Below are 21,879 nucleotides of genomic sequence, written 5' to 3'. Positions count from 1 at the left end.
AATAAGTAGCAGGCTGTAAATTACAGCTTGCTTACCAACTCTGGAACAACAGTGTTCAAATCACCAACTAACCAGTAGTCAGCAACACTGTTGATTGGCGCTTCTTCGTCTTTGTTGATTGCAACAATAACTTTAGAATCTTTCATACCTGCCAAGTGCTGAATCGCACCTGAGATACCAATCGCCATGTAAAGATCTGGAGCAACGATTTTACCTGTTTGACCCACTTGGAAGTCGTTTGGTACAAAGCCAGCATCTACCGCAGCACGTGAAGCACCTTGAGCAGCACCAAGCTTATCCGCTAATGGATCAAGTACTTTATGGTAGTTCTCACCAGAACCAACACCACGACCACCAGAAACAACGATACGTGCAGCAGTTAACTCTGGACGATCAAGTTTCACGATTTCTTCGTTTACAAATGTAGAAATACCAGCGTCTTTCACTTCAGCAACAGCTTCAACCGCAGCAGAACCACCTTCAGCAGCAACTGCATCAAATGCTGTACCACGAACTGTACCAACGATGATTGCTTCGTCAGATTGAACAGTTGCAATCGCGTTACCAGCATAGATAGGACGCTTGAATGTGTTTGCAGATTCAACAGCAATAATGTCTGAAATCATGCTTACGTCAAGAAGTGCAGCAACGCGTGGAAGAATGTTCTTACCCGTCGTTGTAGAAGCAGCTAATACGTATTTGTATCCGCCTTTTGCGATGTCAGCAACTAAGCCAGCAACGTTTTCAGCCAATTGGTTTGCATAAGCAGCATTGTCAGCAAGTAATACTTTGCTCACACCAGCAACTTTAGCAGCAGAGTCTGCAACTGATTGAGCGCCAGAACCAGCAACTAATACAGTAATATCACCACCGATTTTTTGAGCTGCCGCAACAACGTTTAAAGTTGCACCGTTAAGTGTCTGGTTGTTGTGATCAGCGATAACTAAAATACTCATGATTTTATCCTTCTGTATTAGATCACTTTCGCTTCGTTTTTCAATTTTTCAACAAGCTCGTCTACAGACTTCACTTGTACGCCAGCTTTACGTTCAGCAGGTGCTTCAACTTTAATTGTTTTAAGTTTAGTACCAGTTGCAACGCCATAATCAGCAGGTGACTTCGTATCAAGTGGCTTTTTACGTGCTTTCATGATGTTCGGAAGAGCAGCATAACGTGGCTCATTCAAACGTAAGTCAGTCGTGATAATTGCAGGAAGTGCAAGCTCAACAGTTTGTAAACCACCGTCAACTTCACGAGTCACTTGAACTTTACCGCCATCAACTTTAACTTCAGATGCGAAAGTACCTTGACCAGCACCAAGTAAAGCACCAAGCATTTGACCTACTTGGTTAGAGTCATCATCAATTGCTTGTTTACCAAGAAGGATAAGTTCTGGTTTTTCAGCATCAACAACGCCTTTCAAGATTTTAGCAACTTCTAAAGCGCCAACTTCATCAGCAGTTTCAACTAAAATACCGCGATCAGCACCTAAAGCCATTGCAGAACGGATTTGTTCTTGAGCGTCTTTAGAACCCACTGAAACAACAACGATTTCAGAAACTGTTCCTTTTTCTTTTAAGCGAACCGCTTCTTCCACTGCGATTTCACAAAATGGGTTGATTGACATCTTAACGTTGGTAAGGTCAACCCCACTATTGTCCGGCTTAACACGAACTTTAACGTTGGCATCAACCACACGTTTTACAGCGACAAGAGCCTTCATGTAATCCTCGGCTGTTCTAAGCAAGTAAATGTAATGAAGAGCATTCTAACTCTTCGATCGAAACTTTTTAGGTGCCCTATCTTGCAATGTATTTGGCATTTCGGTCAAGTCACAATTTCCGCTACAGCTATAAAAAAGATGAAACGCTCAGTTCACATATTGAAAATAGTTATCCATTTTGTAAATTTAGTGAACAAGAATGATAGATATTAAACTTTGATTTTTTTAATATTTTATAAAATTCAATGATCTAAAACAGGCTTTTTCGATCTTGCTCGCGCGCACTGTAACGGATCATTTCAAGTAAAAACTAACGGCTTTAAGGTTTTGCAAAAATATGGCAATTAAGTAAGAACAACAATTCAACAGATATTGTGAATAAAGTGGAAAAGTCATCGACTATTAAACGCTCAAATTTGCAACATAATATATCAAAATTTAGTTTTTTTGCGCGCGCGGATGTGTTTGATCATAGACTTTAGCCAGTTGCTCAAAGTCAACATGCGTATAAATTTGGGTGGTCGACAGATTACTATGCCCCAGCATCTCCTGCACAGAACGCAAATCACCACTGGCAGATAGCATATGACTGGCAAAACAATGGCGTAATAAATGTGGATGTAGGTCAACATTCACACCTGCGCGTTGCGCTTGTAATTTGACTCGATTCTCAATCTGACGTGGTGTTAAGGCATTGCCGCGTTGTGAGATAAAAACTGCTGAATCAGCATTAAAGCTCCCTTGCCAAATCCGATAGATTTTCAGCCATTCCACTAGACTATCTTTGGCTTTAGTTCCGAATGGAACGATTCGAGTTTTGTTGCCTTTACCTGTAATACGTAACAACTGTCGATTAAAATCAATATCTTTAACCGTTAAACCCTGCAATTCAGCCAAACGCAAACCACTTGAATATAACAGCTCAAGCATGGCTTTATCGCGTAGCCACAATTGTTGTTCAATTGGCTTCTCTGGTGCGGTTTGATCTAGAATTTGATGAACCGTCTCAATATCAATCATCCCCGGCAAAGGTCGTGGCTGACGCTTTAACTTAAAATCTTCAGAAGGATTTTGCTCTAGATATTGACCTTGTTCTGCCCACTTCATAAATTGGCGAATCGACGTTAAATGCCGTTGTAAACTGCTGCTACTCAGTTGATCTCGTTCAACACGGGCAGCCAGATATTCCCTCAAATCCGATGCTTCAATGTCTTGTAGCTGTAATTTTTTATATTCGCAAAACTGAAAGAAATCGGTTAAGTCACGTTGATAAGCGGCAATCGTATGTTCAGATTGATTTTGAATCATTCGTTCTTTTAACCACATGGACAGCAGTTTTTCAGGGCCTTCAGAACTTATCATTACTATACCTATTTAATAGCCTTAATGATTTACACGAAGATGTTGCTCTAAGCTAAGCAATAAAGGTTCAACTATCTCCTTTCCTTTCAGCAATTTTAACCAAGTTTTTGGTAATTCATCATAACCATAAATAATTCCAGCTAAACCTCCAGCAACACAGGCAGTTGTATCTGTATCTTGCCCCAATTTTACAGCCGTTTTGATCACATCTTCAAAGGTAGTTTGCTGAAGTGAAAACCGCGCTGAATGCAAACAATCCACCACATAGCCACTGCCTGTTAGCTCTTCTGGTATTGGTGAAATATGCTCTTGAAACTCCTTTAGCTCTTCAGTCCTGTTTTTGTAGACTAAATTCAATTTCTTAACACTTTTATCCCAAGCTTCATTTACATCATTTCCTGACAATAAATATCTTGCCCATAAGCAATATAAAGCTGAACAAATCTTTGAACGGATATGTGCATGTGTTAAATGTGATTGTGCATATGCATCTTGGATTAATTGCTCATCACTCCCCTTATGCCATAAAGCCAAGGGTAATGTACGCATCAATGCTCCATTCCCGTTTGAATATTCATCCCGATTTGCTATTTGAGAAATCTCACCCCCCTCTTTATATCGACGCAGAGCTTGAGCTGTTTGCACACCAACGTCAAAGACTTCATAATCAATAGCCATATAACCATATTGAAACCAATTACATAATCTATTAGCAAAATCTAATTCTTCATATTTTCCACAATATAATAAAGAAGCTAATAGACAAAGTGATTGTGCTCCATCATCAGACCATGTACCTACAGGAATCTCAGGATAAGTTTTTCTAAAACCTTGAGGAGGAATCATATCAATCTCATGATATGAGGGCAGCAAATCTGGAGGGTTAAACTCATAAGGAACACCAACGGCATCTCCTATTAGCAAACCATAGAGACCACCTCGAATTTTATTTTCTATCATTTAAATTTTATTCGAACTTCAACTAAATACAGTCTAGCAAATTTTACTGTGATTTATCGCTAAACCAATATGGGAGAATGGATGTCGCTGTAATACAATAAATTTCAAGTTTTGAGTGGCACCATCATTATGACAACAATGCTTATTCCTTATCTCATCGCAATCACTCTCTTGACCGTTACGCCTGGTCTAGATACCACGCTGATTATTCGCACTGCTACTTTGGAAGGTAAAGCCAAAGCATTCCAAGCGGCATTGGGTATTAATTTAGGCTGTATTGTATGGGGAATGATTGTGGCCTGTGGTTTAGGAGCTTTATTGATGACCTCAGACCTTGCTTTCAATGCTTTAAAATGGATGGGCGCAATTTATCTGACATGGTTAGGTTTAAATCTGCTTTTAAAACCACGTACCCAACTTGCAGATATCAATGAAACGACCTCAACGCAGAACTGGTTTATTAAAGGCTTCTGGGGCAATTTACTCAATCCAAAAGTCGGCATTTTTTATATCTCATTTTTACCGCAATTTATCCCACAGTCTTCCTCACCAGTCATTTGGACCATGGGTTTGGTGATGATTCATGTGCTGATTGGCTTTATCTGGTCTATTTTCCTGATCTCCGCGATGCAGTCCATTTCAGGCTATTTAAAACGACCAAAATTCATTAAATATATGGATCGGATTACAGGCAGTATTTTTATCCTGTTTGCATTGAAACTGGCATTCAGCAAACGATAGACAATAAAAAGCGCGTCGATTAAAACGCGCTTTTTTAAATCTTAGATCATTAGCCTTGGAAATATCTTAAATCCAAACGGGCATCATAAACATGTGTGGTTGGACCTGTCATCCACACCACATCACCTTCACGCCAAGCAATATGCAGCTTACCGCCCGCAAGCTGAACTTCAACTTCATTACCAAGTAGCCCCTGACGCATCCCGCTGACAGCGGCTGCACAAGCACCTGTACCACACGCCAGAGTTTCCCCTACACCACGTTCGAACACACGTAACCGGATGTGCTTTTCATCGATAATTTGCATAAATCCTGCATTAACACGTGCTGGGAAACGCGCATGTGATTCCACTTGTGGGCCGATACGCTCAACATCCGCAGTCAATACATCAGGAACAATGGTGACCGCATGCGGATTTCCCATGTTCACCACATCAATATTAATGCTTTGATTATCAGCAAGTGCCAATCCATATAAGCCTTCGATATCTTCATGCTCTTGGGTCAGAAACGGAATTTCTTCTGGCAGAAACTTCGGTTGCCCCATATTGACGCGCACCCAACCATTGGCACCCAATTCTGGCTCAACGATACCGGCTTTGGTTTGCACACGAATCTTGGTTTTGGTCGTGAGTTGACGCTCATGCACAAAGCGAGCGAAACAACGCACACCATTACCACACTGCTCTACTTCTGAGCCGTCAGCATTAAAGATTCGATATTTGAAATCGACATCTGGCAAATCAGGTGGCTCAACAATCAATAGCTGATCAAAACCCACACCGAAATGACGATCAGCTAAACGCTGAATCGTGACTGTATCTAAATAAGCTCGCTGGGTAACGAGGTCAACGACCATAAAATCATTGCCCAACCCATGCATTTTGGTAAATTCTAAATACATCTCAATTTACTCCTCAGGCAACAAACGCTCTTTTTCCCAAAGTGATTCTATGGTTTCGCGCTCACGAATTATATAGGCTTGATCGCCACTGACCATAACCTCAGCAGCACGACCACGCGTATTATAGTTAGAGCTCATCACAAAACCATATGCGCCTGCACCTAGCACAGCTAATACATCATTTTCCTGAAGCGCCAAGTCACGCTCTTTACCCAAGAAATCACCAGTTTCGCAAATGGCACCGACCAAATCCCACGTTTTAACTTCAACATCAGCATTCAGGTTCACTGATTGAATATCCATCCAAGCTTCATATAAAGCTGGGCGAATTAAATCATTCATGGCCGCATCAATAATGGCAAAGTTACGATGATTAGTCGGTTTGAGTAAATCCACCTTGGTTAATAATGCACCTGCATTAGCAGAAATACTACGCCCTGGCTCCATATATACTTTAAGACCCAATTTTTCTAAAGCTGGACGCATTGAATTAGCGTACTCTTCAACACTTGGTGGCGTTTCATCTTTATAACGCACACCTAAACCACCACCAATATCAATATGTTTGAGGTTGATACCCAAGCTTTTCAATTGCTCAATCATCAAAATGACACGATCAAGTGCATCCACAAAAGGCTTGGTCTCGGTCAATTGCGAACCAATATGACAATCAATCCCAACAATCTCAAGATTTGGCAATGAAGCCGCATATTGATAAGTTTCATCAACAGTATCGCTTGGAATACCAAACTTGTTTTCTTTCAAACCAGTCGAGATATAAGGATGCGTTTTAGCATCAACATCTGGGTTTACACGTAAAGAAATAGGTGCTTTTTTTCCTAATTTCGCCGCAACTTTTTGAATGCGATCCAGTTCGGCATGTGATTCCACATTGAAGCATGCAATTCCAACGCCTAAGGCTTTTTCAATATCTGCTTCAGATTTACCCAAACCAGAGAATACGATTTTTGCAGGATCACCCCCTGCCGCCAATACACGTGCTAACTCTCCACCCGTCACGATGTCAAAGCCTGCACCTACTTTCGCCAATACATTCAACACAGCCAAATTTGAGTTTGACTTCACTGCATAACAGATTTGATGATCAATAAAATCAAAAGCACGGTGCATATCCAAGTAATGCTTTTCAAAAGTTGCTTTTGAATAAACATACAAAGGCGTGCCGTATTGCTGTGCGAGCTGATCCAGTGAACATTGCTCAGCATGCAATACTCCATTAATGCGAGTGAAACTCATGAAGATGTCCTTATTTACAAACTTAAGGTGAGATGGTCTGTGATTGAGTCGTTGAAGACGTCGCTGGGCTTTCCATTTTTACATCATCTGCTTTGCTTGCTGACGATGCTTTCGCCTGAGATGCTTCATTTTTATAAAGCAGATATTTTGCACGGTTATCGTAGTTTGGATCAGATGGCAATTGCAGCGCACCTGACTGACCACATGCAGTTAAAACCACACTGCTGAGCAATAAACTGATTGAACAAATGACTTTAAGCATCTGAGCACCTAACTTTTTACAATTCGGAGCAGTATAGCGTGATCATCAGATTGGCTAAAGTCTAAACTTCAATGAATAAAACAATTAAGCATAAAAAACGCCGACCTTAAAGTCGACGTTTTCATCATCTATTGGCTAAAAGCTTACTTTTTCTTATAGAAGAAATAACCAATGGCCAAAATTACGAACCAGATTGGACTGACTTTTAATGATTCTAAAGTCGTTTCATCCAACGCCAGGAAGTAAATTGTTGCAAGGAAGAATAAAATCACAACCCAACAGGTAAACACGCCACCAGGCAATTTAAATGTCGACTGCGCATGTAATTCAGGACGATTTTTGCGGTAGTTAATATAACTCCACATAATAATGATCCATACACAGATGAACAGAATCGTTGATAAGGTCGTTGCTAAAGTAAACGCTGTAACTTCGTCATTTGTACCCGTTTGTAATTTATAAACGAACTGTACGAATGCACCAATAAAGATACAGATTGACGAGAAAATCAATGCTTTTGCAGGAACGGCAGATTTAGACAGCTTTCCAAACAGTTTAGGTGCTTGATTATCTCCAGATAAACCAAACAACATACGACTAGTCGAAAAGACACCACTGTTCATTGATGACATCACTGACGATAACACCACCAAGTTCATAATGATCGCAGCAGATGCAATCCCCGCTTGCGAGAAGATATTGACGAATGGACTGACTTTAGGATTAATTTGATCCCAAGGCGTCACACACATCACCACGAACAATGCCAATACATAGAAAATAATGATACGAATTGGAATCGAGTTAATCGCTTTTGGTAAATTGCGTTTTGGATCTTGTGTTTCAGCAGCAGTTGTACCCACCAATTCCACACCAACAAAGGCGAAAATCGCAATCTGGAAACCAGCCAAGAAACCATCCAAGCCTTTAGGAAACATGCCACCATGTGTCCAAAGATTAGATACACTTGCGACAGTACCAGAAGCATTGGTAAATCCAGTAAAGATCATCCACAAACCAACAGCAATCAACACAATAATCGCCGTGATCTTCACCATTGCAAACCAGAACTCCATTTCACCAAATAGCTTTACGGTGACCAAGTTCAAGCCAAGTACGAACAGAATAGCGACTGTACTAATCAGTAAACCGCCAGCAGCACTGAAAGATTCACCACCATTAAAGAATTCAAGATAATAAATAATAGCGGATAAATCTGCGATACCAATCGTGACCCAACAGAGCCAGTAGGTCCAACCAACAAAATAACCCGCCCAAGGGCCAATTAAATCCGTCGATAAATCGATAAAAGATTTATAGTTTAAGTTTGATAGTAATAATTCCCCTAATGCGCGCATTACGAAGAACACCATCAAACCAATGGTCATGTAAATAAACAGAATTGATGGTCCAGCTAAACTGATGGTTTTACCAGATCCCATGAACAACCCTGTTCCAATGGCACCGCCAATCGCAATCAACTGTAGATGTCGATTAGATAGACTACGGTGAAGTCCGCTTTGTTCAGCAGCCTCACTCAGATTTTGATTCGACATTTTACAAAAACTCTCCAGTGTTTTAGTTCATTAGCGACAACAACGCCTAACAACGCCTAACAACGATTCGTACCATTTTTAGTATCTTTTCTCGTTATCCATGAGTTGGCTTGCTTTCGCTAAGAAATGTTTTACCTGTATTTTTTTCAAGTGAAATACAATCGAATTCGATCATACGCACAAGGTTAAAACAATACAATGAACTTATGAAGGCAACTCGTCAGTCATAAAAAGGCACTTTAAAATAAAAGAGTGGCGATTGAAGCCACTCTTTTTCTATTCGAAAAAATATTGATTTATAATTCAATCATTAGAAGATTGCTTCTGTTTATTTTTGAGACGCTCCTCCCAAAAAGTTGCATTACGGATACCCAATTTAATTGGATCAAATGTAAACTCCTTAACGCCTGCTTTTTGTTGTTCTTCATAGTCACGTAAAGCTTTAATAGTCGGTTTCCAAATAAAATAAGTGACGATAATGCCAATAATATTGATCCATGCCATTAGACCAACGCCAATATCACCAATTCCCCAAATGTAACCCGTTGCGCTTACGACACCATAAGCCACAGAAAGCATAATGAAGCATTTGGTGATGAACAATAGTGATGGTGTTTTAGTGATATAGCTGAGATAAGTAATATTGGTTTCCGCAATATAGTAATAGGCCACAATTGTTGTAAAGGCAAAGAAGAACACAGCTAAAGCCACAAAGATTTGACCAAAGCCACCAAATACTGTGCTCACCGCCATTTGCGTAAATGCAGGTGAACCAATCTCTGTTGTCGTGGCCACATTTTGAACAATAAACTGTCCTGCCTCCAACGTTCCTTGTACGTTGTACATCCCCGTAATTAAAATCATAAATGCCGTTGCAGAGCATACAAACAACGTATCTACATAAATGGAGAAGGCCTGCACAAACCCTTGCTGCGCTGGATGTTGAACCTCAGCCGCCGCTGCCGCATGTGGTCCAGTACCCTGACCAGCTTCATTAGAGTAAACACCACGTTTTACCCCCCAACCAATTGCCGCACCTAAACCAGCCATTGGAGAAAAAGCATCTGCAAAAATTAGTTTGATTACACCAGGTAGCTCTTGGATATTCATTCCAACAATGATGAGAGCCATCAAGATATAACCCAAGGCCATAAATGGCACGACCAACTCTGCAAATCGAGCAATACGTTTGATGCCACCAAAAATGATGATCGCCAATAAGCAAACAATAATAACAAGTGCTAATAACTTATAAGCACCAACATTACCAAAGACGATGGCCCCTTCACCTGTAATTTGGGTAAAAGCATTGCCAACAGCATTGGCTTGAATACCTGGTAAAAATAAGCCACACGAGATAATCGCTGCAATCGCAAATAGAATCCCTAACCAACGCTGTCCCAAACCACGATCGAAATAGAATGCAGGGCCACCACGATACTCACCCTGATACTCCACTTTATAGATTTGACCGAGTGTTGATTCGACATAAGCAGTACTTGCACCAAGAAATGCAACCAGCCACATCCAAAACACAGCACCTGGGCCACCGAAACCAATTGCTGCCGCAACACCAGCAATATTACCTACACCAACACGCCCTGATAGCGATACAGATAGCGCTTGGAATGATGAAATCCCTTGTGCTGAAGATGAACCATTAATCAACAGTTTTGCCATTTCCTTAATTTGGCGGACCTGTACAAACCGAGTTAAAATCGAAAAAAATAAACCTGCGCCTAGGCATAAATAGATCAGTCCCTTACTCCAGATGATACTATTTACCCAATTCACAATTTCTGCTGCACTCATAGACATCAACCTTGTTATATATTTTTAAATGTAGCGATTGCTAAATTTTTATTCGTTTGAGCATGAGCAATATCTATGCCATTCGATAATGATGTCATGACAATAAATAAGCGAATACCTGCAAACCATCCATGGAAAAAGTGAATTGAACAAAAAAACGAATGCTAAAAACACACTGTCTATAACTTGTAAAAGTTGTATATCATGTTATTTTCCTGAGCACTTCCCTTTAACCAATCAGTGACGAAATCGTACTGTCTTCTTGTTTTATCCTTGTAAAGAACGATCAGCATTGTTAAAAAATTTTCGTCCTGACTCATTTTTATCTAATTTTAAGAAAGTTTTCAATTTTATCTTATGGCAAAAATTAAATCCGTTTACAGATGTGAACAATGTGGTGCAGATCATCCCAAATGGGCTGGGCAATGTTCGGAATGCGGCGAATGGAATAGTTTGCTGGAAGTCCGTGTCGAACCAGTAGTGACCCATCGTGGTCAACCTAAAATGGGCGGCGGTTATGCTGGACAAATAGCCAATATCACCACACTCAATCAAATCTCGGTCTCACACGAAACCCGTCTGCAAACGGGGATTAGTGAGTTTGATCGCGTATTGGGTGGCGGCTTGGTCACAGGCTCTGTGGTACTGATTGGTGGTGATCCGGGTATTGGTAAATCGACCATCTTGCTACAAACTGCAACCCACATGGCCAGCAAGAAAAGCTCAGCACTTTATGTGACAGGTGAGGAATCTCTTTCACAGGTCGCTCTGCGTGCACAGCGTTTAGATCTACCCACAGACTCACTTAAAGTCATGGCGGAAACTTGTGTCGAACGTATTTGTGAAGTGCTGGCACAAGAACGTCCTGCTGTTGCGATTTTAGACTCAATTCAAACCTTATATACCGAAACACTGCAATCGGCACCTGGTGGCGTCTCACAAATCCGTGAATCTGCTGCCTTGCTCACTCGATTTGCCAAAAATAGTGGTACTGCTTTATTCCTTGTGGGTCATGTCACCAAAGAAGGTGCATTGGCAGGTCCACGTGTTTTAGAACATATGGTCGATTGTGTACTTTATTTTGAAGGTCAATCCGATTCTCGTTATCGCATGATACGTGCGGTAAAGAACCGTTTTGGTGCAGTGAATGAATTGGGCGTATTTGCGATGACCGATAAAGGTCTACGTGAGGTTGCCAATCCATCTGCGATTTTCCTGAGTCGCTATGATGAGGCTATTCCGGGCTCAATCGTAATGATTAGCCGTGAAGGAACTCGACCACTGTTGGTTGAAGTTCAGGCACTGGTCGATGATGCACACGGACAACCCCGTCGAGTGGCACTGGGTTTGGAGCAAAACCGTTTAAATATGTTGCTTGCAGTGATGCATCGACATGGTGGTGTGCAAACTTCAGGACAAGACGTCTATGTCAATGTGGTGGGTGGTTTAAAGATTACTGAAACAGGCTCTGACTTAGCTGTTTTGCTTGCCTGTGCTTCAAGCTTAAGAGGCAAAGCTCTGCCACAACAGTTAGCAGTTTTCGGTGAAGTGGGGTTATCTGGAGAAATTCGTCCTGTACCCAATGGTCAAGAACGCCTGAAAGAAGCGGCAAAACACGGCTTTAAATACGTGATTTTACCGAGAGGTAATGCACCGCAAAAATCCGTTGAAGGCGTGCAAATCATTGCGGTTGCCCGTTTACATGAAGCATTGACCGAAGCCATGCAGCTAAGCGATGAGTTGCTGTGATGCGTTGACATAAAAAAACATACTTTTCTAGTTGAAATTACCTCGAAATACCTGCATAAATACATTTACAAATTGAATTTAAATAGGAATTTTCGATGCAAGTACATCAGCGTGGCTTGATGGCAGCTCTTTTAATGGCAACTTTGGTTGCTGCGCCGCTTGCGGAAGCAAAACGTGCAGGTGGCGGTAAAAGCCACGGCATGAGCAGATCTAGTTCATCTAGCCAATCTTACCAGCCATCTCGTCAAGCAACTCCAGCACCTCAACAACAAACTGCACCACAGAAATCTGGTCCAGGCGTAGGTACGATGGTTGCTGCGGGTGTCGCTGGTGCTGCAGTAGGTGCTGTGGCTGCCAATGCATTAGCAGATGACAAGCAACATAATCCAACAGCAACTGAGCAACAAACCAATGCTCAAGCGCAGCAACAGGAAGAAAAAGGTGGCATTCCTAGCTGGCTTTGGGTTCTTCTTGCTGCAGCGATCGCTTTCTTTGTTTTCCGCAAATTAGGCGCAAAAAAAAAATTAGCAACCAATAATCCATATGCACCAAACAATGACGGTCAAAACAATTTTGGTCGTCAAACACCACCTCAGCCTGCGGCACGTCAAGCAGCAACTGACAACACCAATATTTTTGGTCAGTCTGTAGGTGGTGGTACTGCTGCGCCACAAGCGCCATTTGGTGCTGCATCAATGAGTAGTGGCAACCAATTACCAGATGGTACTGAACCTGCTGCGTTTTTACGCATTGCACGCCAACGTTTTAACCATATTCAATCGGTGAACAGTGCGAGTAATGTCGAAGAAATTCGTCGTTATTTAACACCTGAGCTTTATAACTCAATGTATAGCGATATTATGGCGAACCAAGATCAAGACGTGGCAGAATTTAGCAACCTCAATGCAATGGTTGTCGAAAGTTCTACTGAAAATGGTCAATACGTAGTAAGCGTACGCTTTACAGGTACTGTGAGTGAAGACTTAAACAGCTTGCCTCAACCATTTGCTGAAATCTGGCATTTTGTGAAGCCTGCTGGCTCACAACAAGATTGGGTTGTTGCAGGTATTCAACAAGCTTAACTGCGTTGATTGAACAAAAAGAGCTGTTTCGACAGCTCTTTTTTTATGGCTTGGCTTTGAGCAATGCTAAAAAAAGCCACTCTCTATATCGGAGAATGGCGGAGTGTAAATAGAACAACGCTTGATACTTATTATAATAATGAAACAACACAACCTAGCACGATCTGTCTATTGATACTAACGGAAAAGTTCATGGAAAAACTATTCCTCTTTTGGGGAATAAAGCTATTTTATTGAGACTATACTCAACAACGTTCAACTCCCCCATTGTTGTGAATATCTCGCCTCTACGCCTCTAGAAATTACTATGGGTACGATAAGGCTGGCAATGTATTCTCCTACAATATAAAACAACAAGCCTACAGGTGAAATCAGTTCAGATTCATCACGCTATATAAACCGACTCACATAAAAAAGGCTTTGCCGAAGCAAAGCCTTTACATCAGATTTTGAATTTAACTATTCAGGATCATGAAACAAACTGTAAGAACAACCAATATAGACCACCAGACAAGGTAATCGTTGCTGGTAACGTAAAGATCCACGCAGAAAGAATTGTTCGAACTGTTGCGAAGTTTAAACCTGACTTATTGGCAACCATGGTACCTGCAACCGCACTGTTTAAAACATGCGTTGTCGAAACTGGCATACCAAGACCATCTGCCGCAGCAATCGTACTCATTGCGACAAGCTCAGCAGACATCCCCTGACCATAAGTCATATGGTTCTTACCAATACGCTCGCCCACAGTCACAACAATACGCTTCCAACCCACCATGGTGCCTAGACCAAGTGCAAGTGCAACTGCCACTTTCACCCAGTTTGGAATGTACTGAAGGAATGAATCTAAACTACTACGGTATTCTTTCACAAGTTTAGCTTGGTCTTTATCCATTTCTGGCAAAGCTTCAGCTTTATCTAAACGCTTAAACGTTGTGGTGCTTAAGTACATGTCATTACGAATTTCACTAACAGCAGCCTCAGGGATTAACTTGAGATCACCGTAACCTGCAACGCGTGTACCAATATGTGCCGTCATGCTTGCAAGCGCGGGCACAACCTCAGCCGTTTGTTCTTTGGTTTGGATATATTTGGTTAATACATCACGCGCTTTCTCATCGGTCAGCTCGTTTTGGTTCACGTTTAAAACGGTTGCTGTCTGTGCAGAAAGTTGTTCGAATGATTGTAAATGCTGTGCATCCAAGTTTTTATTTAATGAATAAGCCAATGGAACCAAGCCAATTAGGATCAACATGATCAGGCCCATGCCTTTTTGACCATCGTTTGAACCATGTGCAAAGCTCACACCTGTACAAGTAAAAATGAGAATTGCTCGAATCACTGGTGGTGGTGGCTTATTGCCTTCTGGTGGCTGAAACAGCTCCATTTGGCGTTTAAATACTTTCTTCACCAATAAGAACAAGATTGCTGCAAACGCAAAACCAATCAGTGGAGAGAATAATAATGCCTTACCAACTTTAATCACCTGATCCATATCAATACCGCTACTGGTCGCACCAGCTGACGCGTTTAAGATATGGTTCATGATGCCCACACCCAAAATCGAACCGATTAAGGTATGTGAACTTGATGCAGGAATCCCCAAAAACCATGTGCCTAAATTCCAGAGAATCGCTGCTATTAGTAATGCAAAAACCATCGCAAAGCCAGCGCCGCTGCCGACATTCATGATCATTTCTACAGGGAGTAATGCAATAATACCGTATGCAACTGCACCACTCGCTACCATAACCCCAAGGAAGTTACAAAAGCCAGCCCACATCACTGCCGCTGGCGCGGGTAATGCATTGGTATAAATAACCGTCGCTACAGCGTTCGCCGTATCGTGAAAACCATTTACAAATTCAAAGCCTAAAGCAATGAAAAGAGCCGTCGATAAAAGAATAACTGAATATAAACTTAAAGGCGGTACATGTGCCAAATCAGCACTGAGCTGAAAACCGATATAAATCAGTGTTGCAACAATAATTGTCAAAAACACCGGCATAAAGAATTTCGGTGTTGGTACATGTACATTCGTCGATTTTGCCTGAGAGCTGGCAAGCGGTGAATCCGAAACAGGAGGAAGATTAGAATTCATGTAGACGGTTAGAGGATAATAAAATCCCCTGTATTGTTTAATTAAATTATGACAATTATATGACAAAGGACGGTCACATAAAGCCAAAATTTCATGTTTTCATCACATTTTTTTGTATTTTTCAGTAATAAATCCACCTTGTTTTTTATTTTAGTCAATAAAAAACAATACATTACAAAACCAAAAACAGTGATAGAACTGTTTGTCTGATTTTGCAACAAATGCTACGAAATGTGACATCGAACTGTCATATTTCGAACTGTATGTTTTCTTTTTAAGCATTATTCAATTCAATTGTGACAACTTCATGAACATTTTATGACATTTTCTAAGTGACCCGATGAATCACTGTTCAAGCTTGCTGAAAATACGCGCTTTTACCTTGCATCTGTTACAATGCCCCTGCTTTTTATCATGATCATTGACTGGGGTTCCTGAATGTCCACGCTTACCACCCTACAATCACTTCTTGCCCAACGTATCCTGATTATTGATGGTGCGATGGGAACGATGATTCAACGCCATAAATTAGAAGAAGAAGATTATCGTGGGGAACGTTTTGCAGATTGGGCATCAGACCTTAAAGGCAATAATGACTTATTGGTATTAACACAGCCGAAAATTATCCAGGGCATTCATGAAGCGTACTTGGATGCAGGTGCTGACATCATTGAAACCAACAGCTTTAACGGCACCCGTGTTTCAATGTCGGACTATCACATGGAAGACCTCGTACCAGAGATCAACCGTGAAGCAGCTCGTTTAGCGCGTGCAGCATGTGACAAATACTCAACCCCAGACAAACCACGTTTTGTTGCAGGTGTCCTTGGCCCAACATCACGCACCTGTTCAATTTCACCGAATGTAAATGACCCTGCCTTCCGTAATATTACCTTTGATGAGCTCAAAGAAAACTATATTGAAGCAACTCATGCGTTGATTGAAGGTGGCGCAGACATTCTATTAATCGAAACTGTATTCGATACCTTAAACTGTAAAGCAGCAATTTTTGCGGTAAAAGAAGTATTCAAACAAATTGGTCATGAATTGCCGTTGATGATTTCAGGCACCATTACCGATGCATCAGGTCGTACCTTAACGGGTCAAACCGCAGAAGCGTTTTGGAACTCGGTTCGCCACGGTGATTTACTCTCAATTGGTTTTAACTGCGCCTTGGGTGCAGATGCGATGCGTCCTCACGTTAAAACGATTTCTGATGTTGCCGATACCTTTATTTCAGCCCATCCGAACGCGGGCTTGCCGAACGCCTTCGGTGAATATGATGAAACTCCAGAACAAACAGCGGAATTCATTAAAGAGTTTGCCGAAAGTGGTCTCATCAATATCACGGGTGGTTGTTGTGGTACCACGCCAGATCATATCCGTGCGATTTATAATGCAGTTAAAGATATCAAGCCGCGTCAAATTCCTGAAACCAAACCTGCCTGCCGTTTAAGTGGTTTAGAACCCTTTAATATTGATGAAAATTCCTTATTCGTGAATGTTGGTGAACGTACCAACGTGACGGGTTCAAAAAAATTCCTACGTCTCATCCGTGAAGAGAAATTTGCCGAAGCTTTAGAAGTGGCTCAGCAGCAAGTGGAAGCTGGTGCACAGATCATCGACATCAACATGGATGAAGGGATGCTCGATTCGCAAAATGCGATGGTGCATTTCCTCAACCTTGTCGCATCTGAACCTGATATCTCACGTGTGCCAATCATGATTGACTCATCGAAATGGGAAATCATTGAAGCAGGCTTGAAATGTGTGCAAGGTAAACCCGTCGTCAACTCGATTTCCTTAAAAGAAGGTTATGACGAGTTTGTCGAAAAAGCACGCCTATGCCGCCAGTACGGTGCTGCGATTATTGTCATGGCCTTTGATGAAACGGGTCAGGCAGATACCGCTGCACGTAAACGTGAAATCTGTAAACGTTCTTATGATGTTTTAGTCAATGATGTCGGCTTCCCTGCTGAAGATATTATTTTTGACCCGAACGTGTTTGCCGTGGCAACAGGGATTGAAGAACATAATAACTATGGCGTCGATTTTATTGAAGCCACAGGCTGGATCAAACAGAACTTGCCACATGCGATGATTTCGGGTGGTGTCTCTAACGTATCGTTCTCCTTCCGTGGTAATGAGCCTGTCCGTGAAGCGATTCACTCAGTATTCCTTTACCATGCCATCAAACAAGGCATGACCATGGGAATCGTAAACGCAGGTCAAATGGCGATTTACGACGATATTCCAAAAGAGTTGAAAGAAGCGGTTGAAGATGTTGTTCTGAATCAGAACCAAGGTGAGTCTGGTCAAAATGCCACAGAGAAACTGCTTGAAGTAGCAGAAAAATTCCGTGGTCATACGGGTGCACAACGTGAAGCTGAAAATCTAGAATGGCGTAATGAGTCTGTTGAAAAACGTCTTGAGTATGCCTTAGTCAAAGGCATCACCACGTATATTGATGAGGATACCGAAGAAGCTCGCTTAAAAGCTAATCGTCCACTTGATGTGATTGAAGGCGCATTGATGGATGGCATGAACGTGGTTGGTGACTTGTTTGGTTCAGGTAAAATGTTCCTGCCACAGGTAGTAAAATCTGCACGTGTAATGAAGCAAGCTGTCGCTTGGCTGAATCCGTACATCGAAGCTGAAAAAACAGGTAGCCAATCTAAAGGTAAAGTGTTGATGGCGACTGTTAAGGGTGACGTACACGATATTGGTAAAAATATTGTTGGCGTGGTCTTGGGTTGTAATGGTTATGACATCGTTGACCTTGGCGTGATGGTACCTGCGGAAAAAATTCTGCAAACTGCGATTGATGAGAAATGTGACATCATCGGTTTGTCTGGTTTGATCACGCCATCTTTGGATGAAATGGTATTTGTTGCCAAAGAAATGCAACGTAAAGGCTTTGACATTCCACTGTTGATTGGTGGCGCAACCACATCGAAAGCACACACTGCGGTGAAGATTGATCCTCAGTATCAAAATGATGCTGTGATCTATGTGGCTGATGCTTCACGTGCAGTGGGTGTTGCAACGACCCTGCTCTCTAAAGAAATGCGTGGCAACTTTATTGCAGAACATCGTGCTGAATATGCCAAGATCCGTGAGCGCTTAGCCAACAAGCAACCCAAAGCAGCCAAACTCAGCTATGCCGAATCAATTGAGAATGGTTTCAAGGTGGATGACAACTATGTGCCACCAATTCCAAATACGTTAGGTACGCAAGTCATTACCAATTATCCATTGGCGACATTGGTTGAGTACTTTGACTGGACACCATTCTTTATCTCTTGGAGCTTGGCAGGTAAATTCCCGAAAATCCTAACAGACGAAGTTGTGGGTGAAGCAGCCACTGATTTATATAACCAAGCGCAAGCGATGTTGAAAGACATTATCGAGAATAACCGTTTCGATGCCCGTGCTGTATTTGGTTTATATCCTGCACAACGTACAGGTGCAGATACAGTCAGCGTGTTTGATGAAGCGGGTCAAAAAGTTACACATACCTTTGAGCATATTCGTCAGCAATCTGACAAAGTCACAGGCAAACCGAATTTATCTTTAGCGGACTTTATTAGTACTTCTAAAGACAATACCGATTATCTTGGTGGTTTCACTGTATCGATCTTTGGTGCTGAAGAATTGGCAAATGAATATAAAGCCAAAGGTGATGATTACTCAGCCATTCTGGTTCAGTCTTTAGCTGATCGTTTTGCCGAAGCCTTTGCTGAGCACTTGCACGAGCGTATCCGTAAAGAATTCTGGGGCTATAAAGCTGATGAGACTTTGGGCAATGAAGAATTGATCAAAGAGAAGTATGTCGGTATTCGTCCTGCACCTGGTTATCCTGCTTGCCCAGAGCATTCTGAAAAAGCAGTGTTATTTGATTGGCTAGACTCGGAAGCGAGAATTGGTACCAAGTTAACTGAACATTTTGCGATGATGCCGCCTTCTTCTGTCAGCGGTTTCTATTATTCGCATCCTGAAAGTGAATACTTTAATGTGGGCAAGATTTCTCAAGATCAGCTTGAGGATTATGCGAAACGTAAAGGCTGGACACTGGATGAAGCGAAGCGTTGGTTAGCACCGAATTTAGATGATTCGATTGCGTAAGTTAGACTTCTAATCTCCCCTAACCCCTCTTTAAAAAAGAGGGGGATTTCATGTGATTAAATGAATTACGTGACAGCTCCTCCCTTTTTCAAAGGGAGGTTGGGAGGGATTTATAAAGTCTCATACTTTTTATAATCGTAAAGGCATAATAACTTCTTATAGTTTGAATCTAAATCACCATCAATATTTACTAGATATTTTTTTAGGTCATCAGGGGAAATTGAATTATTAAAAACTCTATAAAATATATAATCGTTTTTATAGCTTTCTGGAATATTTTTTGTGTCCAAAATATCATCAATGTTATTTAAACCATGAACATCAAATCTACTTAGATTGTTTTTCAAATTATTCGTAAGCTTTAATTTTTGTTGAATTTTTAAAATTTCTGCTTTTTGTAAATCAGGAACTAGATGTACAAATCCAAATATAGGAAACCAATGTGATTTAGCTATAGGAAACTCGTCGATCAACTTTATCAAATTTTCACTTTTGCTTTCAATTATATCAAAATAATCAATTATTAATTGTGATGAATCCGTATATGTATATTCAATAGTAGACTTTGACTTAGGAGAAATAGCTAATATTCTTTCTGAGTTTTTTAATTGATCAATATCCTCTGCAATACTAACTTTTATTGTACCACCTGAAGTTATATCCTTAACATTATCTAACACACGTCTAATTTCATAAGTTGATACTGGTAAGCTTAATGACTCTAAAGCACGGTATAATTCAATATAGTTATCTGTTTTAAGTTTATTTATTCGTAAAGGATAACCATGTACATCAATATCATGATCCAATATTTCTAAAGAATCTGACCCCTCTTGGTACTCCACAAGTAAAAAATTATTTCTTATTAATTCTGCTTGTTCTGAATTAAACTGCACATATTTAAAAATAGTACTTAGAATTTTTTTTATATTTGTATCGTTAACACTGTAACCTAGAAATACTATAGGATTATGAACAAACAGAGAAATTAATTGCGCTCGAATTAAATCATATCTCTGGTCAAAATCCGCATAGTCTTCCGTCGTAAAAACCAACTCTTCTGGATTATCTACACTTCCATGAATTTTATAAACTGAACCATAAGGATTACTTAATAATATATTATTTCCAACTAGCGGTTCAAAATCCGTAATATCTTCTATTAATTTATCGTAGTTTGTTGTGATTATTGAGGATATATTTTTTGATAGTAAATTAAATACTTCCAACTCATCACTCTTTCCATTTCTTTTATCTAAATCTTTTAATAATGAAGCTATATAAATTTTAAACTTATCAGAAGTAATACCTTCACTACTTTTACGGTAATATTCATCATTTATATCTTTGAACTTACCATTGCGATCTTCAGAAACTTGACGATTGAATTCCTCTTGTAAAAAAGAAGCTAATTGCATGAAATCATAGTTTCCTGATTTTCTATCGTAAACTCGCCCTTTTAGATCATAAAAAAACTCATTGTTTCCTTTTAATTCAAATGCAATTTTTTTTAGAAGTCCTTCCCACGAATATGAATTTTCAAGGTAACGTAAACTAAAACCTGTACCAATAAAGAGTACAGGATGATTTTTATAATTATTAATAAAATCAAATATATCCATAATTTCTACATAGCAATGCTTGTTGTATTTCTGATTTATAGCATTAAAAATAAAGAACTTCCATCATTTAAGCTGAAATTCCTCCCCAGCCCTCCTTTAAAAAGGAGGGAATAGCATGGATCCACGGTATACATCCTATTCGCACTAAAATTCCCTTTTATCAAAGGGAGATTCTAATTTTTTCTTAGCAATACAATAAATCTGCTCTACTACTGCATCAATCTCAGTCAAAATCTGATGATTAGTAAATCTTAAGGTAATCAATCCTAAATCACTCAAAGTATGATCTCGATTTTGATCAGCCTCTAACCCAAATTCGGTGTAATGTTGCCCACCATCACATTCAATGATCAAATTCACTGCTGGACAATAGAAATCCACAATAAAGTTTAGAATCGGTTTTTGTCGATAAAACTGTAATCCTAGAATCTGTTTACGTCTGATTCTTTGCCATAGCAGTTGCTCAGCATCAGTCATATTGTTCCGCAAATCACGTGATGGAAGTTTTAAGTTTTTATTATAAGGCTTCATCAATACTACTGCTTAAAACAGACGCTCAACCTGATCTAAGCATCTCTAGCACAAAATATAAACTCGATTTAGAGCCTATACCATTAAATATA

Annotated in this window: 16 protein-coding genes; 4 read left to right on the top strand and 12 right to left on the bottom strand. The window is 40.5% G+C overall.

Translation table 11 applies throughout. The features are described 5' to 3' along the window. Positions 1–20: 20 nt before the first annotated feature. From F909_RS07840 to F909_RS07855, 4 genes are all read right to left on the bottom strand, one after another. On the bottom strand, positions 21–956 hold the full coding sequence (locus tag F909_RS07840) for an electron transfer flavoprotein subunit alpha/FixB family protein (RefSeq protein WP_005151722.1): 936 nt from the start codon (positions 954–956) through the stop codon (positions 21–23). Between the two features lie 17 nt (positions 957–973). Further along, positions 974–1,723, bottom strand: a complete 750-nt coding sequence (locus F909_RS07845) for an electron transfer flavoprotein subunit beta/FixA family protein (protein WP_004654672.1) — start codon at positions 1,721–1,723, stop codon at positions 974–976. A 438-nt stretch (positions 1,724–2,161) separates the two neighbouring features. Continuing rightward, positions 2,162–3,049 carry a site-specific tyrosine recombinase/integron integrase gene (gene xerA, locus F909_RS07850; RefSeq protein WP_032878172.1) on the bottom strand — a complete coding sequence of 296 codons (888 nt, stop codon included), beginning with the start codon at positions 3,047–3,049 and terminating at the stop codon, positions 2,162–2,164. Positions 3,050–3,106: 57 nt separating this feature from the next. Next, positions 3,107–4,042 carry an ADP-ribosylglycohydrolase family protein gene (locus F909_RS07855; RefSeq protein WP_032878170.1) on the bottom strand — a complete coding sequence of 312 codons (936 nt, stop codon included), beginning with the start codon at positions 4,040–4,042 and terminating at the stop codon, positions 3,107–3,109. A 132-nt stretch (positions 4,043–4,174) separates the two neighbouring features. Between F909_RS07855 and F909_RS07860 the strand changes: the two genes are divergently transcribed. Further along, the gene (locus F909_RS07860) at positions 4,175–4,786 is read left to right on the top strand and encodes a LysE family translocator (protein WP_005151719.1); all 612 of its coding nucleotides are present in this window, start codon (positions 4,175–4,177) and stop codon (positions 4,784–4,786) included. A 49-nt stretch (positions 4,787–4,835) separates the two neighbouring features. On the opposite strand, the gene dapF is transcribed toward F909_RS07860, so the two are convergent. The 5 genes from dapF to F909_RS07885 form a co-directional block, all read right to left on the bottom strand. Continuing rightward, entirely contained in the window at positions 4,836–5,690 is an 855-nt protein-coding gene (dapF, locus tag F909_RS07865; RefSeq protein WP_005151718.1) for a diaminopimelate epimerase, read from the bottom strand. 6 nt (positions 5,691–5,696) lie between these two features. Continuing rightward, positions 5,697–6,947, bottom strand: coding sequence for a diaminopimelate decarboxylase (gene lysA / locus F909_RS07870; protein ID WP_005151715.1), 1,251 nt, complete (start codon positions 6,945–6,947; stop codon positions 5,697–5,699). Positions 6,948–6,969: 22 nt separating this feature from the next. Then, positions 6,970–7,209: an LPS translocon maturation chaperone LptM gene (lptM, locus tag F909_RS07875; protein WP_005151714.1), complete on the bottom strand. Its 240-nt coding sequence runs from the start codon at positions 7,207–7,209 to the stop codon at positions 6,970–6,972. A gap of 143 nt (positions 7,210–7,352) precedes the next feature. After that, complete coding sequence (locus F909_RS07880) at positions 7,353–8,765, bottom strand: amino acid permease (RefSeq protein ID WP_005151713.1); 1,413 nt, start codon at positions 8,763–8,765, stop codon at positions 7,353–7,355. A gap of 303 nt (positions 8,766–9,068) precedes the next feature. Then, positions 9,069–10,577 carry an alanine/glycine:cation symporter family protein gene (locus F909_RS07885; protein ID WP_005151712.1) on the bottom strand — a complete coding sequence of 503 codons (1,509 nt, stop codon included), beginning with the start codon at positions 10,575–10,577 and terminating at the stop codon, positions 9,069–9,071. A gap of 357 nt (positions 10,578–10,934) precedes the next feature. Between F909_RS07885 and radA the strand changes: the two genes are divergently transcribed. Together radA and F909_RS07895 are read left to right on the top strand one after the other, a co-directional pair. Beyond that, a complete protein-coding gene (gene radA / locus F909_RS07890; RefSeq protein ID WP_005151711.1) occupies positions 10,935–12,326 on the top strand; it encodes a DNA repair protein RadA in 1,392 nt (463 codons plus the stop codon). 95 nt (positions 12,327–12,421) lie between these two features. Next, complete coding sequence (locus tag F909_RS07895) at positions 12,422–13,408, top strand: Tim44 domain-containing protein (protein WP_005151710.1); 987 nt, start codon at positions 12,422–12,424, stop codon at positions 13,406–13,408. A 469-nt stretch (positions 13,409–13,877) separates the two neighbouring features. Here the strand turns inward: F909_RS07895 and F909_RS07900 are convergent, their stop codons facing one another. Then, a complete protein-coding gene (locus F909_RS07900) occupies positions 13,878–15,509 on the bottom strand; it encodes an inorganic phosphate transporter (RefSeq protein ID WP_005151709.1) in 1,632 nt (543 codons plus the stop codon). A 438-nt stretch (positions 15,510–15,947) separates the two neighbouring features. Here F909_RS07900 and metH point away from each other — a divergent pair, with 438 nt between their 5' ends. After that, positions 15,948–19,634: a methionine synthase gene (gene metH, locus F909_RS07905; protein WP_005151707.1), complete on the top strand. Its 3,687-nt coding sequence runs from the start codon at positions 15,948–15,950 to the stop codon at positions 19,632–19,634. A gap of 110 nt (positions 19,635–19,744) precedes the next feature. Here metH and F909_RS07910 read toward each other — a convergent pair whose 3' ends face one another. Both F909_RS07910 and F909_RS07915 read right to left on the bottom strand, forming a co-directional pair. Beyond that, positions 19,745–21,256, bottom strand: a complete 1,512-nt coding sequence (locus F909_RS07910; protein WP_005151706.1) for an SIR2 family protein — start codon at positions 21,254–21,256, stop codon at positions 19,745–19,747. 144 nt (positions 21,257–21,400) lie between these two features. Beyond that, positions 21,401–21,787: an endonuclease domain-containing protein gene (locus F909_RS07915; protein ID WP_032878024.1), complete on the bottom strand. Its 387-nt coding sequence runs from the start codon at positions 21,785–21,787 to the stop codon at positions 21,401–21,403. Positions 21,788–21,879 lie beyond the last annotated feature (92 nt).

Source organism: Acinetobacter sp. ANC 3929 (genome assembly GCF_000369405.1).
GTDB lineage: Bacteria > Pseudomonadota > Gammaproteobacteria > Pseudomonadales > Moraxellaceae > Acinetobacter.
The sequence above is the reverse complement of the archived record's forward strand: the minus strand, read 5'-3'. Positions and strand labels throughout refer to the sequence as shown.

Excerpts from the sequence above, each read along its gene's own strand:
- F909_RS07840 (WP_005151722.1), bottom strand. The coding sequence starts at position 956 with ATGAGTATTTTAGTTATCGCTGATCACAACAACCAGACACTTAACGGT.
- F909_RS07845 (WP_004654672.1), bottom strand. The coding sequence starts at position 1,723 with ATGAAGGCTCTTGTCGCTGTAAAACGTGTGGTTGATGCCAACGTTAAA.
- xerA (WP_032878172.1), bottom strand. The coding sequence starts at position 3,049 with ATGTGGTTAAAAGAACGAATGATTCAAAATCAATCTGAACATACGATT.
- F909_RS07860 (WP_005151719.1), top strand. The coding sequence starts at position 4,175 with ATGACAACAATGCTTATTCCTTATCTCATCGCAATCACTCTCTTGACC.
- dapF (WP_005151718.1), bottom strand. The coding sequence starts at position 5,690 with ATGTATTTAGAATTTACCAAAATGCATGGGTTGGGCAATGATTTTATG.
- lysA (WP_005151715.1), bottom strand. The coding sequence starts at position 6,947 with ATGAGTTTCACTCGCATTAATGGAGTATTGCATGCTGAGCAATGTTCA.
- lptM (WP_005151714.1), bottom strand. The coding sequence starts at position 7,209 with ATGCTTAAAGTCATTTGTTCAATCAGTTTATTGCTCAGCAGTGTGGTT.
- F909_RS07880 (WP_005151713.1), bottom strand. The coding sequence starts at position 8,765 with ATGTCGAATCAAAATCTGAGTGAGGCTGCTGAACAAAGCGGACTTCAC.
- F909_RS07885 (WP_005151712.1), bottom strand. The coding sequence starts at position 10,577 with ATGAGTGCAGCAGAAATTGTGAATTGGGTAAATAGTATCATCTGGAGT.
- radA (WP_005151711.1), top strand. The coding sequence starts at position 10,935 with ATGGCAAAAATTAAATCCGTTTACAGATGTGAACAATGTGGTGCAGAT.
- F909_RS07895 (WP_005151710.1), top strand. The coding sequence starts at position 12,422 with ATGCAAGTACATCAGCGTGGCTTGATGGCAGCTCTTTTAATGGCAACT.
- F909_RS07900 (WP_005151709.1), bottom strand. The coding sequence starts at position 15,509 with ATGAATTCTAATCTTCCTCCTGTTTCGGATTCACCGCTTGCCAGCTCT.
- metH (WP_005151707.1), top strand. The coding sequence starts at position 15,948 with ATGTCCACGCTTACCACCCTACAATCACTTCTTGCCCAACGTATCCTG.
- F909_RS07910 (WP_005151706.1), bottom strand. The coding sequence starts at position 21,256 with ATGGATATATTTGATTTTATTAATAATTATAAAAATCATCCTGTACTC.
- F909_RS07915 (WP_032878024.1), bottom strand. The coding sequence starts at position 21,787 with ATGAAGCCTTATAATAAAAACTTAAAACTTCCATCACGTGATTTGCGG.